The sequence below is a fragment of the Escherichia sp. E2586 genome (assembly GCF_005781105.1).
Taxonomy (GTDB): domain Bacteria; phylum Pseudomonadota; class Gammaproteobacteria; order Enterobacterales; family Enterobacteriaceae; genus Escherichia.
In genome coordinates this window covers 183,669-198,876 of record NZ_VATN01000001.1, presented here as the reverse complement: position 1 = coordinate 198,876, position 15,208 = coordinate 183,669, and the positions used below count along the sequence as shown (strand labels likewise).

General features: G+C 47.9%; 16 protein-coding genes and 1 pseudogene. 6 read left to right on the top strand and 11 right to left on the bottom strand.

The window, feature by feature from the left end; all coding sequences use genetic code 11:
- Window positions 1-294 precede the first annotated feature (294 nt).
- The 3 genes from pfkA to cpxP form a co-directional block, all read right to left on the bottom strand.
- Complete coding sequence (gene pfkA / locus FEK50_RS00990) at window positions 295-1,257, bottom strand: 6-phosphofructokinase (RefSeq protein ID WP_032185626.1); 963 nt, start codon at window positions 1,255-1,257, stop codon at window positions 295-297.
- A gap of 180 nt (window positions 1,258-1,437) precedes the next feature.
- Entirely contained in the window at window positions 1,438-2,340 is a 903-nt protein-coding gene (gene fieF / locus FEK50_RS00985; protein WP_064530279.1) for a CDF family cation-efflux transporter FieF, read from the bottom strand.
- A gap of 148 nt (window positions 2,341-2,488) precedes the next feature.
- The gene (gene cpxP / locus FEK50_RS00980) at window positions 2,489-2,989 is read right to left on the bottom strand and encodes a cell-envelope stress modulator CpxP (RefSeq protein WP_130206850.1); all 501 of its coding nucleotides are present in this window, start codon (window positions 2,987-2,989) and stop codon (window positions 2,489-2,491) included.
- Between the two features lie 148 nt (window positions 2,990-3,137).
- On the opposite strand from cpxP, the gene cpxR reads away from it, so the two are divergent.
- The gene (gene cpxR, locus FEK50_RS00975) at window positions 3,138-3,836 is read left to right on the top strand and encodes an envelope stress response regulator transcription factor CpxR (RefSeq protein WP_130206632.1); all 699 of its coding nucleotides are present in this window, start codon (window positions 3,138-3,140) and stop codon (window positions 3,834-3,836) included.
- Complete coding sequence (gene cpxA, locus FEK50_RS00970) at window positions 3,833-5,206, top strand: envelope stress sensor histidine kinase CpxA (protein ID WP_000580414.1); 1,374 nt, start codon at window positions 3,833-3,835, stop codon at window positions 5,204-5,206. The genes cpxR and cpxA overlap by 4 nt, the downstream gene beginning before the upstream one ends.
- Window positions 5,207-5,420: 214 nt before the next feature.
- Here the strand turns inward: cpxA and yiiM are convergent, their stop codons facing one another.
- Window positions 5,421-6,095 carry a 6-hydroxyaminopurine reductase gene (gene yiiM, locus FEK50_RS00965; RefSeq protein WP_131161563.1) on the bottom strand — a complete coding sequence of 225 codons (675 nt, stop codon included), beginning with the start codon at window positions 6,093-6,095 and terminating at the stop codon, window positions 5,421-5,423.
- Between the two features lie 152 nt (window positions 6,096-6,247).
- Here yiiM and FEK50_RS00960 point away from each other — a divergent pair, with 152 nt between their 5' ends.
- A complete protein-coding gene (locus tag FEK50_RS00960; protein WP_131161562.1) occupies window positions 6,248-7,138 on the top strand; it encodes a dihydrodipicolinate synthase family protein in 891 nt (296 codons plus the stop codon).
- 55 nt (window positions 7,139-7,193) lie between these two features.
- On the opposite strand, the gene kdgT is transcribed toward FEK50_RS00960, so the two are convergent.
- The 3 genes from kdgT to FEK50_RS00945 form a co-directional block, all read right to left on the bottom strand.
- Window positions 7,194-8,177 carry a 2-keto-3-deoxygluconate transporter gene (kdgT, locus tag FEK50_RS00955; protein ID WP_131161561.1) on the bottom strand — a complete coding sequence of 328 codons (984 nt, stop codon included), beginning with the start codon at window positions 8,175-8,177 and terminating at the stop codon, window positions 7,194-7,196.
- Window positions 8,178-8,436: 259 nt separating this feature from the next.
- The gene (gene sodA / locus FEK50_RS00950; RefSeq protein WP_131161560.1) at window positions 8,437-9,057 is read right to left on the bottom strand and encodes a superoxide dismutase [Mn]; all 621 of its coding nucleotides are present in this window, start codon (window positions 9,055-9,057) and stop codon (window positions 8,437-8,439) included.
- Window positions 9,058-9,213: 156 nt separating this feature from the next.
- Window positions 9,214-9,954 (bottom strand): MipA/OmpV family protein, encoded by a 741-nt coding sequence (locus FEK50_RS00945; protein WP_130206640.1) that lies wholly within the window; start codon window positions 9,952-9,954, stop codon window positions 9,214-9,216.
- A gap of 124 nt (window positions 9,955-10,078) precedes the next feature.
- On the opposite strand from FEK50_RS00945, the gene FEK50_RS00940 reads away from it, so the two are divergent.
- Window positions 10,079-11,053 (top strand): LysR family transcriptional regulator, encoded by a 975-nt coding sequence (locus tag FEK50_RS00940; protein WP_130206642.1) that lies wholly within the window; start codon window positions 10,079-10,081, stop codon window positions 11,051-11,053.
- On the opposite strand, the gene FEK50_RS00935 is transcribed toward FEK50_RS00940, so the two are convergent.
- Both FEK50_RS00935 and FEK50_RS00930 read right to left on the bottom strand, forming a co-directional pair.
- Window positions 11,050-12,186, bottom strand: a complete 1,137-nt coding sequence (locus FEK50_RS00935; protein ID WP_062883751.1) for an HlyD family secretion protein — start codon at window positions 12,184-12,186, stop codon at window positions 11,050-11,052. The genes FEK50_RS00940 and FEK50_RS00935 overlap by 4 nt on opposite strands.
- 5 nt (window positions 12,187-12,191) lie before the next feature.
- On the bottom strand, window positions 12,192-12,515 hold the full coding sequence (locus FEK50_RS00930) for a DUF3302 domain-containing protein (protein ID WP_130206646.1): 324 nt from the start codon (window positions 12,513-12,515) through the stop codon (window positions 12,192-12,194).
- A 182-nt stretch (window positions 12,516-12,697) separates the two neighbouring features.
- Here FEK50_RS00930 and FEK50_RS00925 point away from each other — a divergent pair, with 182 nt between their 5' ends.
- Window positions 12,698-13,012, top strand: coding sequence for a hypothetical protein (locus tag FEK50_RS00925; RefSeq protein ID WP_130259277.1), 315 nt, complete (start codon window positions 12,698-12,700; stop codon window positions 13,010-13,012).
- On the opposite strand, the gene FEK50_RS00920 is transcribed toward FEK50_RS00925, so the two are convergent.
- Complete coding sequence (locus FEK50_RS00920) at window positions 13,009-13,419, bottom strand: type II toxin-antitoxin system HicB family antitoxin (protein WP_131161559.1); 411 nt, start codon at window positions 13,417-13,419, stop codon at window positions 13,009-13,011. The genes FEK50_RS00925 and FEK50_RS00920 overlap by 4 nt on opposite strands.
- Before the next feature lie 16 nt (window positions 13,420-13,435).
- A pseudogene (locus FEK50_RS00915) lies at window positions 13,436-13,629 on the bottom strand (type II toxin-antitoxin system HicA family toxin).
- Between the two features lie 478 nt (window positions 13,630-14,107).
- On the opposite strand from FEK50_RS00915, the gene FEK50_RS00905 reads away from it, so the two are divergent.
- Window positions 14,108-15,187 (top strand): type I restriction endonuclease, encoded by a 1,080-nt coding sequence (locus FEK50_RS00905; RefSeq protein ID WP_171025401.1) that lies wholly within the window; start codon window positions 14,108-14,110, stop codon window positions 15,185-15,187.
- Window positions 15,188-15,208 lie beyond the last annotated feature (21 nt).

The window sequence follows — 15,208 nt, the reverse complement described above, 5'->3', positions numbered from 1 at the left end:
TGATGAACAAAGCGTGCCAGAAAGGGATTCAAACATTAAAGAATAAAAAAAGATTGGATATAACTTGCGGGTATATATGGGGGAGTTAAAAAGGCGGAAGAAATCCGCCTCATATTGCTGACAAAGTGCGCTTTGTTCATGCCGGATGCGGCGTGAACGCCTTATCCGGCCTACAAAAGCTTGCAAACTCAATAGATTGCAGAATTCATGTAGGCCTGATAAGCGAAGCGCATCAGGCATTTTTGCCTCTGTCATCGGTTTCAGGCTAAAGAAATCTGCCTTTTTCCGAAATCATTAATACAGTTTTTTCGCGCAGTCCAGCCAGTCACCTTTGAACGGACGCTTCATGTTTTCGATAGCATCGATGATGTCATGGTGAACCAGTTGTTCGTTCTGAATACCTACGCAACGACCACCGTAGCCTGCCAGCAGCAGATCGATAGCGTAAGCCCCCATACGGGAAGCCAGAATACGGTCGTAAGGTACCGGGGAACCACCACGCTGGATGTGGCCCAGCACAGTTGCGCGGGTTTCACGACCAGTTTCTTTTTCGATGAAGTGTGCCAGCTCGTCGACGTCACACATATGTTCAGTGATCGCCACAATCGCGTGTTTTTTACCTTTCGCGATACCGGCTTTGATTTCGTTTACCAGATCGTCACGGCTGAATTCAACTTCCGGAACCACAACGAATTCACAGCCACCAGCAATAGCCGCAGCCAGAGTCAGATCGCCACAGTAGCGGCCCATCACTTCCACCACGGAAATACGTTGGTGAGAAGAAGAGGTGTCACGCAGACGGTCGATAGCTTCAACAACGGTGCTCAATGCCGTGAAGAAACCAATGGTGTAGTCAGTACCTTTGATGTCGTTGTCGATGGTGCCCGGCAGGCCGATGCACGGGAAGCCCATTTCGGTCAGACGCATTGCCCCCATGTAGGAACCGTCACCGCCGATAACCACCAGCGCGTCGATACCACGTTTTTTCAGGTTTTCGATAGCCACGGCGCGGATGTTCTCGTCGCGGAATTCCGGGAAGCGCGCAGAACCGAGGAATGTACCACCACGGTTGATCATGTCAGACACGCTGTAACGGTCTAGCTGTACCATACGGTCTTCATACAGACCCAGATAGCCGTCATAAATACCCATTACTTCCAGACCTTCTGTCAGCGCAGAACGAACAACCCCGCGAATTGCGGCGTTCATGCCTGGCGCATCACCGCCGCTTGTCAACACACCGATTTTCTTAATCATGACTACCTCTGAACTTTGGAATGCAAAATGAAATCTGTTGCCGGAAGTCTTCTTGCACATCGAAGTGATCCAACGAATGTACAAATAGTATAACAATCACTTCCTGCTGAATTGATTCAGGTCAGGCCAAATGGCGGTATTTTATACACAAAATGCGGGTCTGGCTCTCTTTTGTACGGATTATGAAAGCGTAGACCGTTTACTCTCCCTGGGTACGACAGAACAAGGATCCTGATGGATAATCACATCTGAACCCGGAAAACGCCGTAAAATAGCCTGCTCTACCTGATCCGCCACCATATGTGCCTGAACCAAAGGCAGAGAGTCTTCCATTTCCAAATGAATCTGAATAAAGCGGGTCGGCCCTGACTGCCGCGTGCGAAGATCGTGAGCGCCGCTAACTCCCGGCCAGGAAGTCACGATATCAATAATTTCCTGTCGTTCGCCATCGGGCAGCGCGCGATCCAATAATGACTGGACCGCCTCATACCCCATGCGTAACGCGCTATATAAAATATAGATGCCGATTCCCAAAGCAAACAGGGCATCAGCACGATGCCAGCCGTACCAGGACAATCCCAGCGCCAGCAAAATCGCGCCGTTCATCATAACATCAGACTGATAATGTAGCATATCTGCCCGCACTGCCTGGCTTTGCGTCCGGCGAACGACCCAACGCTGAAACGAGACAAGAATAATCGTACAAATTAGCGCCACAATAGTCACGATAACCCCAACACCCGGGTCTTTCATCGGTGTCGGAGAAACCAAATGCTGAATACCGGTCAAAAACAGGAACAGCGCGGAGCCGGAGATAAACATACTTTGCGCCAGCGCGGCGAGCGATTCAGCTTTACCGTGACCAAAGGAGTGATTATCGTCGGCAGGTTGCAGTGAGTAACGCACGACCAATAAGTTAGTTAATGACGCACCGATATCCACCAGCGAATCCACCAGCGCAGCGAGAATACTCACTGATCCGGTATACCACCATGCAAAAATTTTAATCAGTAATAACAGCGAAGCCATCGCCGTTGCAGCAATCGCTGCCCGACTGACCAGCTGCCCATAAGATTGATTCATAAATACTCCCGCTATCAACTGACGGTAGTATAACGGATGCAAATCATCTGCAATGCATCAAGTAACAGGCAAATTGCGGATAAAAAAAACCCCCACATCATGTGGGGGAAGACAGGGATGGTGTCTATGGCAAGGAAAACAGGGTTTACTACTGGGAACGTGAGTTGCTACTACTCAATAGCTTCAACGATGAACTTTTTTGCCATTGCGTCACGTCGCGCAACTGTTCCATTCGTTGTTGATGTTTCTTGTTTAAAACCGCTTGCTGCTCCGGCGTTAACAGGCGATACATTTGGTTGCGGACTTTTGCCATCTCAACCTGACGAGCTATTTGCTCGTTCGCCATTTTTTCTGCCTGTGCGCGCACAGCGTTTTCATCAAAATTTTCTGCGGTGACAAGGCGATGCATTGTCTCCAGTTCGCTAACATTAACAGGTGGCTGTTCGTGCCGGGCCTGTTGCATAAGATCTCGCATCTGCTGACGCTGATGTTCGGTTAAACTTATGCCGTCGAACATATGGCTCTGCGTACTGCGCTGCGTAAGTTCTTCTCCCGGATGCCAGTTATCGCCTGAACCGACTTCAGCAGCGTGGCTTAATGAACTGACTGCCAGCGTTGAGGCCATGACGGCAGCGGTAACTATGCGCATCATTTGCTCCCAAATCTTTCTGTCGCGATTCAACGATAGAGAGTTTACGATTCAGGCTGCAAACATGCGTCAGGGGGTGTAAAACAACGTAAAGTCATGGATTAGCGACGTCTGATGACGTAATTTCTGCCTCGGAGGTATTTAAACAATGAATAAAATCCTGTTAGTTGATGATGACCGAGAGCTGACATCCCTGTTAAAGGAGCTGCTCGAGATGGAAGGCTTCAACGTGATTGTTGCCCACGATGGGGAACAGGCGCTTGCTCTTCTGGACGACAGCATTGATTTACTTTTGCTTGATGTGATGATGCCGAAGAAAAATGGTATCGATACGCTGAAAGCACTTCGCCAGACACACCAGACGCCAGTCATTATGTTGACGGCTCGCGGCAGTGAACTTGATCGCGTCCTCGGCCTTGAGCTGGGTGCGGATGACTATCTCCCGAAACCGTTTAACGACCGTGAACTGGTTGCGCGTATTCGCGCGATCCTGCGCCGTTCGCACTGGAGCGAGCAACAGCAGAACAGCGATAACGGTTCGCCGACGCTGGAAGTTGACGCCTTAGTGCTGAATCCAGGCCGTCAGGAAGCCAGCTTCGACGGGCAAACACTGGAGTTAACCGGTACTGAATTTACCCTGCTCTACCTACTGGCGCAGCATCTGGGTCAGGTGGTTTCTCGCGAGCATTTAAGCCAGGAAGTACTGGGCAAACGCCTGACGCCTTTCGACCGTGCTATCGATATGCATATTTCCAACCTGCGTCGTAAGCTGCCGGATCGTAAAGACGGTCATCCGTGGTTTAAAACATTGCGTGGTCGCGGCTATCTGATGGTTTCCGCTTCATGATAGGCAGCTTAACCGCGCGCATCTTCGCCATCTTCTGGCTGACGCTGGCGCTGGTGTTGATGCTGGTTTTGATGTTACCCAAGCTCGATTCACGCCAGATGACCGAGCTTCTGGATAGCGAACAGCGTCAGGGGCTGATGATTGAGCAGCATGTCGAAGCGGAACTGGCGAACGATCCACCCAACGATTTAATGTGGTGGCGTCGCCTGTTCCGGGCCATTGATAAGTGGGCGCCACCAGGCCAGCGTTTATTACTGGTGACCACTGAAGGCCGCGTGATCGGCGCTGAACGCAGCGAAATGCAGATCATTCGCAACTTTATTGGTCAGGCCGATAACGCCGATCATCCGCAGAAGAAAAAGTATGGTCGCGTGGAACTGGTGGGTCCGTTCTCCGTGCGTGATGGCGAAGATAATTACCAACTGTATCTGATTCGCCCGGCCAGCAGTTCTCAATCCGATTTCATAAACTTACTGTTTGACCGCCCGCTATTACTGCTGATTGTCACCATGCTGGTCAGTACGCCGCTGCTGTTGTGGTTGGCCTGGAGCCTGGCAAAACCGGCGCGTAAGCTGAAAAACGCTGCCGATGAAGTTGCCCAGGGGAACTTACGCCAGCATCCGGAACTGGAAGCGGGGCCACAAGAATTTCTTGCCGCAGGTGCCAGTTTTAACCAGATGGTGACCGCACTGGAACGCATGATGACCTCCCAGCAGCGCCTGCTTTCTGATATCTCTCACGAGCTACGCACGCCGCTGACGCGTCTGCAACTGGGTACGGCGTTACTGCGTCGTCGTAGTGGTGAAAGCAAGGAACTGGAGCGTATTGAAACCGAAGCCCAGCGTCTGGACAGCATGATCAACGACCTGTTGGTGATGTCACGTAATCAGCAGAAAAACGCGCTGGTGAGCGAGACAATCAAAGCCAACCAGTTATGGAACGAAGTGCTGGATAACGCGGCATTCGAAGCGGAACAGATGGGCAAGTCGTTTACGGTTAACTTCCCGCCAGGGCCGTGGCCGCTGTACGGCAACCCGAACGCCCTGGAAAGTGCGCTGGAAAACATTGTGCGTAATGCTCTGCGTTATTCCCATACGAAGATTGAAGTGGGCTTTGCGGTAGATAAAGACGGTATCACCATTACTGTGGACGACGATGGTCCAGGCGTTAGCCCGGAAGATCGCGAACAGATTTTCCGCCCGTTCTATCGTACAGATGAAGCGCGCGATCGTGAATCTGGCGGTACAGGTTTGGGGCTGGCGATTGTCGAAACCGCCATTCAGCAGCACCGTGGTTGGGTGAAAGCGGAAGACAGCCCGCTGGGCGGTTTACGTCTGGTGATTTGGCTGCCGCTGTATAAGCGGAGTTAAACTCCGCTTTTGTAGATCGGATAAGGCGTTTACGCCGCATCCGGCGTCTGAGCATGATGCCTGATGCGACGCTGATAGCGTCTTATCAGGCCTACTCTCTACTACGCAAAGGGCAGCATTTGTGGCCAGATAAGACGTTTACGCCGCATCCGGCATTTGAGCATGACGCCTGATGCGACGCTGGTCGCGTCTTATCAGGCCTACTCTCCGGGGGTTATTTCCCCCACAACCGCCGCGAATTATCTTCAATCTTGCCGCTAAGTCGGCGTTTCTGCATCGTCCGCGTCCAGCTTTTCGATAGCCCGGCTGCGGAAAGCAAGCGGTGATACTGCTCATCATCAAACGGCATATGCCATGCGATGGCGGCAGCCTCTTGCACGGTCACATCGCTAACGCGGGAAACCAACTCCAGCGGCGCATCAGCAGATACCAGCCCCGGCGCAATCACGCTATATAGCCAGCCGACTTTACCCGTGTTTTGCATCAACTGAGCTATATCACTGATATCAAAGTGGTAATTGAGTTTGTAGCACGGAGAGCGCGGCTGGGTGACCTGAATCAACGCCTCTCCCCAGCGGAAAATATCACCTATAAAAACATTACTTTCCGTCAGGCCGTCGGTTGAGAGGTTTTCACCAAACGCAGGTGCAACAAACAACTCTGCCTGTTCCGGAAATTCCCGCGCCCAGTAGAGATAATGCTCGCGAGGATAATGACACAGCGCCCTGTCTGGCCCACCGTGAATCTTTTTCTCTGCCTGTTCGTCGCCTTCCAGCCCCAGTTCTGTCAACATTAACTCGCCATCGACCTGGATTTTCGCAATTGCACTTGGACGGCTTTCCGGATAATCCCGAATGTTGCCTGTGTATACATCAACCGGATATCGCATCTGTTCCCTCTCCACCGAGAAATTTCCCCATTAGACAATATTTATTTTACGTCAGGCGCGCAAAATGAGAGCACGGTTCACATGACAAAACTGTAGACATGTTATCAATGAGATGTTTTTGAAACACCATTTCATTATGAGGAGTTTACAGCGTGGCTGATAAATCACTGTTTTCTGGCGTCTGGTGTCCTTCCATCACGCCGATGGATAAAGACGGGAATGTAGACCTTAACGGATTGAAGCAGCATCTGCAGCGACTCACTGACGCTAATATCGATGTGATATTGCTAATGGGAAGCATTGGTGAGTTTGCCTCCTTCACCCTGGAAGAGAGGCTCATGCTTATTCGTGAAGCACGAGCCATGAGCAAGCTAAAAATGGTGGCCAACGTCTCATCCACATGCACACATGATGTGCTGGTTATGGCGCAAGAAGCGTATCGCGTTGGCTACGATGCGGTGATGATCCTCCCGCCTTACTACTACAGCCAAACGGCAAAGCAATTATTAAGCTATTTCCGTCACCTGGGTCGCGAATTACAGGGCAAATGGTTCGCATATAACTTCCCGGCGCGGACCGGTTGTGATTTAACCCCAGACCTGGTCGCCACACTGGCGAGTGAGTTTCCTGAGTTTGCCGGAATTAAAGATACCGTCGATTGCCAGTCACACACCCGCAGCATGATTCAGGCAACTCAGGCTGTGCGTCCTGATTTTGCGGTGCTTTCGGGGTATGACGAATATTTCATTCCTAATTTGCTGGCTGGCGGTGCGGGGATAATCTCTGGCTTAAATAACGTTATGCCAGAGCTGTTTGTCGAAGCCCGCGAAGCCTTCAAACGCGGCGACCTGGCAGCTTTACAAGATATTCAGCAACAGATTGGTACTTATATGTCCATCTACGCCATCGGTGAAGATTTTGTCACTACCATCAAGACGGTGGTATCACGTAAGTTTGGTTACTGCACAGGAGTGTCGCGCAATGCCGGTGGGGAGTTAACAGAAAGCGAATGTCGGACGATTGATGAGGTATTTGTTATTTAAGGTAAAACGCCGGATGAACGTCAATTCATCCGGCGATGATATGGAATAAGAGAGGTTATTTCACCGTACCCAGAATTTCGATCTTCGCCGCTCTGGCTTTGGCTTTACGTGACCAGACAGAGGTAAGAATTGGCACCAGAATCGACGTCACAATTACCGCCGTCGCCACCAACGAAGTTGCCGCAGGCGCCATCGGTTTAAAGGCCGGGATCATTTCCGCAATCAGTACCGGCGTTGCCACCGCGGCCCCGGCAGAACTGGAGGCGGCAATTCCGGCAGTGCCATCGCCACCGCCAATCAATTTATCGGCAATAATCAACGGAATACCGGTCACGATAATCACCGCCACACCCAACAGGATCCCCAACAAACCGGTCTGGGCAATCACGGTTAAATCAATGGTATTGCCCAGCGCGAAGGCAAAGAACGGAATCAGCGTCTGCACCGCTTTGCTAAAAAACTCGCGCAATTCAGAATCAAGGTTCCCCAGCGCGAACCCCACCAGGAACGGCAATACTGCGCCAACGAAAACATGCGGTTCAAACGAAGCAATCCCGGCGGTTCCCAGAATAATCATCGTCATTAGCGGACCAGATTCCAGCGACATCAACACAAATGCCCCGGCCTCTTCTTTGGTGCCGTACTGTTGCATGATAGAGGCATACAGACCGCCGTTGGTCATGTCCATTGCCGCCACCAGCGCCAGCGTTGAAAGCCCGGCAAAAAATCCAACTTCGACACCGTGCTCAGGAATAATGCGCGAAGCAATGGCCGCAACCACCCACGCAACGGCAATTTTGGTTATCACCAGCGTACCGGATTTACGCAACACTGTTCCCGTCGCGCTTAATTTGATAGACGCCCCCATGCAGAAAAACCACACCGCCAGGATAGGCACCGTGCCAGTAATCATCCCGTTAGTGAATGATCCAAAATATTTCCCCGCCCCCGGCGAGAAAGTATGACACAGTGCGCCAAGGAACAGCGGGATGAGCATCATCCCCCCCGGGATTTTCTCTATCGTGCGTTTTATCTGCATTTCCATCACCTGTTGGCATATTTTTATAGGCTGATGCGAAGTTCCTTAACGGAGCATCAGTGTTGATGGAAACGAAGATAGACATTCATCATGGCAATAAAAGTGATCAACACCACACCAATTGAAACGTCGTTTTAATTTTATAGGATCATTGTTTTTCTTTTGAAATTGATCACAAAAAAACCACCGTTATGCACGATGGTTTGTTTTTTATGCTGACAAGAGGCGTAAACGCCTCATTGCAGCAGGCAAGATGCGATTATTTTTTCGCCGCGAAACGTGCCGCAGCTTCATCCCAGTTCACTACGTTCCAGAACTCTTTGATGTAGTCCGGACGACGGTTCTGGAATTTCAGGTAGTAAGCGTGTTCCCACACATCCAGGCCCACAATCGGGAAGCCGGAAGCGCCAGAAATGGCTTCGCCCATCAGCGGGGAGTCCTGGTTAGCAGTAGAAACCACCGCCAGTTTATCGCCTTTCAGCACCAGCCATGCCCAGCCGGAACCAAAGCGGGAAGCTGCCGCTTTTTCAAATTCTGTTTTGAAGTTATCAACGGAACCGAAATCACGTTCGATAGCCGCTTTCAGATCGCCCTGCAGGGTGGTGCCTTTTTTCAGACCTTTCCAGAACAGACTGTGGTTAGCGTGACCGCCAGCGTTGTTGCGCAGAACGGTTTTTTTGTCTGCTGGCAGCTGGTCCAGTTTGGTGATCAGCTCTTCAACCGGCAGGTTAGCGAATTCTGGCAGGCTTTCCAGCGCCGCGTTGGCGTTGTTGACGTAGGTCTGATGGTGTTTGGTGTGGTGGATTTCCATAGTCTGCTTATCGAAGTGCGGTTCCAGGGCATCGTAAGCATACGGCAGGGATGGCAGGGTATAGCTCATATTCATCTCCAGTATTGTCGGGCGGCCGATTGTTAATGCCGCGTAAGCAGTTGGTTCATTATAGTTAATTAAATGATATTGAAAATGATTATCAATGCCGTACTTTTCATAGGGGAATGCCCGAGATGATTCCGGTCAGTTTTTCTACCCAGTCAATTAAAAACGCCAACTCACGCCGGTGACAAAAGTAAAACTTTCATTACGGTCAATCATTGGGCTGTTAGTAATCTCTTCTGGCAGCTCACTGTATCCGGCACTCGCCATTAATACGACGTGTTCTCCGATGGGGTATTTTGCCGTCAGGCTGACATAAGGCACCCAGGCATCCTGCGCGGTATAACTCGCCAGACCGCTGCGACGAGACTCGCTCTCTGAAATGCCATAGTAATAGTCACTGAAATTCTCGTCATAATAGAGAACGCCAAGAGCAGGTGTCAGCGACAGGCGACCTATCTGCATTTTGTGGAATAACGATAACTCACCTACCCAACCGTTACTGTTATCCAGAACATCAGCTGCCGCAGAAGCTTTCACGGTCCCCCAACGCTCATGGTGATACCAGGCAACTCCCGCCATTGCCGTACTGTCACGCTTATCGAGTTGTTGCATAGCATGGTCGTCATTATCGGCAGGATCAAATTCCAGCGGCATCCAGGATGCAGTCAGGCTAAGTTCATTTTTTTCACTTTGCGACAGAATAAAACCTAACGTCGTCTGGCGGACATAAAAAGAATCGCCCTCATAACTGATCAGCGGAATTGCTTTGGTATTTTCATTATAACCGCGATAAGGCGATTCATTATAAACTGCGCCAGCACCAACGGATAATTCTGCGGCAGTTGCACTTGCCATAAAAGGCATAAAAAATAACGCCACAATATTGCGGTTAATTAACATGTCCGACATTCCATTTTAAATTAAGATAAAAAAGAGTCGGCATAGTAATACTTACAATTTCTCCGGTGCAAGATTCATATTTATATAGTAATATATAAAATTATATATAAATTGGACTGTTGCGATGACAAAATTACAACTCAAGTACCGGGAGTTAAAAATTATCTCGGTAATCGCTGCCAGTGAAAATATCAGCCATGCGGCCACCGTGCTTGGCATCGCGCAGGCCAATGTTAGTAAATATCTTGCTGATTTTGAATCAAAAGTGGGCTTAAAGGTCTTTGACAGAACCACACGGCAATTGATGCTGACGCCTTTTGGCACCGCGCTATTACCGTACATTAATGATATGCTCGACAGAAACGAGCAGCTTAATAATTTTATTGCAGATTATAAGCATGAGAAACGTGGTCGGGTTACCATCTACGCACCAACTGGCATTATTACCTATTTATCCAAACACGTTATCGACAAAATTAAAGATATCGGTGAAATCACCTTATCGCTAAAAACCTGCAATCTTGAGCGCAACGCCTTTTATGAAGGTGTCGAATTTCCCGATGATTGTGATGTTTTAATCAGCTACGCGCCACCAAAAGATGAATCGCTGGTTGCCAGTTTTATTACGCAATATGCAGTAACCGCCTATGCCAGCCAAACTTATCTTGAGAAACATCCCATTAGCCGACCAGACGAACTTGAACATCACTCCTGTATTTTGATCGACTCGATGATGATCGATGACGCGAATATCTGGCGCTTCAACGTCGCCGGAAGTAAAGAAGTACGTGATTATCGTGTTAAGGGAAATTACGTTTGCGACAATACTCAGTCGGCGCTGGAGCTGGCGCGAAATCACCTGGGGATTGTGTTTGCGCCAGACAAAAGTGTGCAGAGCGACCTGCAAGACGGCACGCTGATCCCCTGCTTTCAGCAACCGTATGAATGGTGGCTGGATCTGGTGGCTATCTTCCGTAAACGGGAATACCAGCCCTGGCGGGTCCAGTATGTGTTGGACGAGATGCTGCGTGAAATTCGCCACCAGCTTGCCCAGTCGCAGCAACTGCGGCCTGAACAAGCGGCGGAAAACAAAGATTAATGGTCGAGATAAAGGTAATGCACCCAGCTGGTCATGCGTAACAGCACTTTGCGCATGACCGAAACATGGCTGAAATGATCGGAATAGACCGCCACCTGGGCGTAAATACCGTCTGGTAATGCGCTCAAATCAGTATGCTCATCCAGCTCAATAGTCGCGATAACGCCATCAGAACCTGGTGCTGTATTTAAGGACTGTAAAGTGCCGGTCGACTGATAAGCCCCGCCGGGAACGGCTGGACTAATGGCAGCCAGCTTACCGCTGAAGACCTTACCTGGCAGGGCATTAAACACCACTTCCGCATCGTCGCCAGGAGCCAGTCGCAGCAAGGAGTTCTGGCGGAACTGCGCCACGATTTGTCGTTTCTGATCGGGTATAAACACCATTACCGGACGCAGCGGCAGCGACGCGGCATACGTTCCTGGACGAATCAGTACCTGAGTCACGTAACCGTCGCTCGGCGCACGCACTACCGTCTGCTCAAGGTTATATTTTGCTTCCGCAAGCTGCGCTTTCAGGCTGGCGATTTGAGAATGTTCCCCCAACACCAGGCTATCCAGTTGACTCTGGATCTGTTTTTGTTCCGCCGCCGATGACTTCACTGAGGCTTCCTGCGCCAGATAGTTTTGCCGCGCCACATCGATATCCCGTTCTGAAAACGGATTTACTTTCGCCTGGCTGCCGCGTGCGTAACGCTGGTACTCTTTGGCAAATTTATCCCGTGTGGCCTTTGCCTGCTGGGTATTCGCCGCCATCTCATCTAACTCTGCCCCCAATGCCCGCTGTTTATGTTCTGCGGTGACGATATCCGCCATCAGTCGATCCACCCGCGCCTGATAACGCGTCGGATCCAGTCGAAATAGCACTTCGCCTTTTTTAATCAGCGTATTTTTCTTGTCCGTCACTTCAATTACTACACCCGTCACCTGCGGAACAACCGGAATGGAAATAACCGCTTTTTGCGCTTTAAAGGTGTATGGATGGTTATAGTTCATTAATAGAATTAAGCCGCTGACAATAAATATGCCGCCCAGTGCCGCAGTAGGGATGGTCCATTTATTCACGGGAATTTTAAAAATCTTAAACATTGCCCATGCGAAAGCCACATAGGTCAAAATAATCAGTAAATCCATAAATATTACTCGGCAGAAGGAGCTTTCATGTCGGCGAGCTGTTTCTCCAGCCCGGCAATGCGCTGTTGTAGTTGCATAACGGATGAATCATGGCTTTGCATTCCCCATCCCCGCTCCGGGCGGTAAAGCGTGGCCCAAATCCACAAAAAGGGCCAGATAACATGCAGCGTAAACAAACTCACCCAACCGGCAACATGAATGGCATCGGCATGAGGATGGTTGCGTTTTTTCGCTATCAGGTAGGGAATATCATGTAAAATAATAATCCCATAGAAGATTACCAGGAATACAAAAATAAGCACTCCCAGTGCAAAATAATCCAGAAACATATTTCCCTCAGAGAATATAAAAAAGAACAATTAACGCATATTATGAAATGTCATGATGCAGTGCAATTTCCTTATTTATATAACGACATATTGTTTTTTATATACTTTCTGAAATGTGCTGCCTGGCTTTTAAACAGGTCGAGGCTTATCATATTGAAATAATGGAACTATTGGCCAAACTAATGAATAACTCCAGTAAAACATCCACAGTACAGATTAAGCGTATTAAACCTTCAATTATCTACCGTTTATTATTGATTGGTCTCGGAACACCAATGGTGATTTACGGCCTGGTTTGCGGCGTTTTAGGCATGTTTGGCTACGATCAGGTCAGATGGAACGACACCGTAATCCACGGCCTGCTGGCCCTGCCCGCAGGAATGCTTGCAGGCCTGTCAGTCAGTGTGTTCCTCACCGTGATGATTGGCACTATCGCTTGTTTTGGTTTGTGGTTGTACAGCCTGGTTCGCCCGCTCACCATCGAAACGCGAGATTAAACTACTGGCAAAACACGCCGGGCAGCTTCTGCCAGAAATGCACTTCTGTTGGCGTAGTCTGGGTTATTGCGCACGTAGGTATCAATCTTGTTCAGTAACCTTTTCGGCATCGTAATATTGATACGTTCAGCCCGACCTTCGAACTGATTCATATTGATATCCACCAGCAACCATTGCCCGCCAATAAAGTCCTGCGCCTGCTGAGCCAGATGTTCGTCTACGGAGCCAGGAAGAGGCAACTCTTCATTCATCTCGCACAAGGTTTCAAAGTGTGTGACCAGTGCACTTCGCGCATCCTGGAAAGCGTCATCAAGCGTATCCCCGGCAAAATAACAACCAGGTACATCAGGGAAAAAACCGCTGGCGCTACCGTCGGAATCGCTATGGATATAGGCGGGATAAAACATATTGCCTCCTGAAATTTTAAAATGTTAAACCAGCCTGACGCCCAATTTGTGCCAGCGTACCGGGCTTAATATCTTTTTTAGGATGCGGGATACTTACACCGTCACCAGGCCCGGATGAACAGGATGGCGAAACTGATGATGACTGCCGCGGGTTCGAATATGTTCCCAGCCATGCTGTTTCAGGATGGCGATCACGTCTGCACTTTTCACATCCCTGTCCTTCCATGATTATACATACGATACACATATAATTAGCGATAGCAATCACGATAGCGCGATTTATAGAGGCCGTCAGGTGGCTAAAATTGATTCAGGAATGTCGCTCGGAAGAAGAATAACCACGTGCAGTAACTTGTTGAAAAAATGCGAGGAGACTCGCAATTTACGTATAACTCATAGTATTAGGCGTTAAAAAACCTTGTATTAGATTATCCATGCGATATCGAAGCCAGTCTTGCTATAGCTCCAACTCGTATTCATAGAACGTTTAAAATAACTAATAAAAGAATAACAGACATTGTTTTATTTTCTTGATAAATATCAAGCTTGTTTCACCATTGTATTTACAATGTGCAAACATTATTTTTTGTGTTATACATTAACTATGACCAATGATAAAACGTTAATATATAAATATTTTCTATATTTTTATAAAGCGCATTTTATTAAATATATAAAAGGAGTTATAATGTCTATGGAGTTTATAGATAAGCTGAATTCATTATCCACAAAAATAAAACAACAAGCCGGGGTCATTGAAACTGAGGAGGCTACCAAAAATGCTTTCGTAATGCCGTTCATTAACAATGTGTTAGGTTATGATGTCTTTGATCCTACCGAAGTTATCCCAGAGTTTGTATGTGATATTGGAACGAAGAAAGGTGAAAAGATTGACTATGCGATCTTAAAAAGTGGTGAGGTTCAGATTCTCATTGAATGCAAAAAAATCGGCGATCCTCTAAATATAAATCACGCTTCACAGCTTTTTCGATACTTCCATGTAACAAATGCAAGAATATCTATTCTAACCAATGGACAAGTTTATAAATTTTTTACTGATCTAGAAGCGCCTAATAAAATGGATGAAAAACCATTTCTTGAGATAGATCTACTTGACTTAGATGAAACAGTTGTTCCCGAGATAAAGAAACTTACTAAATCAGCATTTGATTTGGAATCAATAATTAACGCTGCAGGTGAATTAAAATATGTTAGTTTAATTAAAAAAGTTCTCCATACACAAATGAATAATCCTGAAGAGGATTTTGTAAAATTCTTTGCAGCAAGAATTTATGAAGGTATGTTAACACAAAAAGTAAAAGATACATTTGCAAAATTAACAAAGAAAGCTGCCAATCAATATATTAACTCTCAAATAAACGAAAGATTGAAATCGGCAATAGGTGGTGGTTCATTATCTGTAATTGATTCTAATTCACACAATGAAGAAGTAGAATGTATTAATAAAGAAGAAACCGATATTGCGACTACTATGGAGGAGCTTGAAGGATTTCATATTGTTAAAGCTATAGTTCGCGTAGTGCTTGATGCACCACGAATAGTCCACAGAGATACAAAAAGCTATTTTGGTATACTTGTAGATGACAATAATCGAAAGCCACTCTGTAGATTACATTTCAATCGAAATCAAAAATATATTGGCCTATTTGACTTAGAGAAAAACGAAACCCGCCATCCTATTGAATCTCTCGATGATATTTATTCTTTCAGCGATGAGTTAAAAGCGACTGCCGCTTTATACAACTAAAACATAGGCAGGCAACAATTA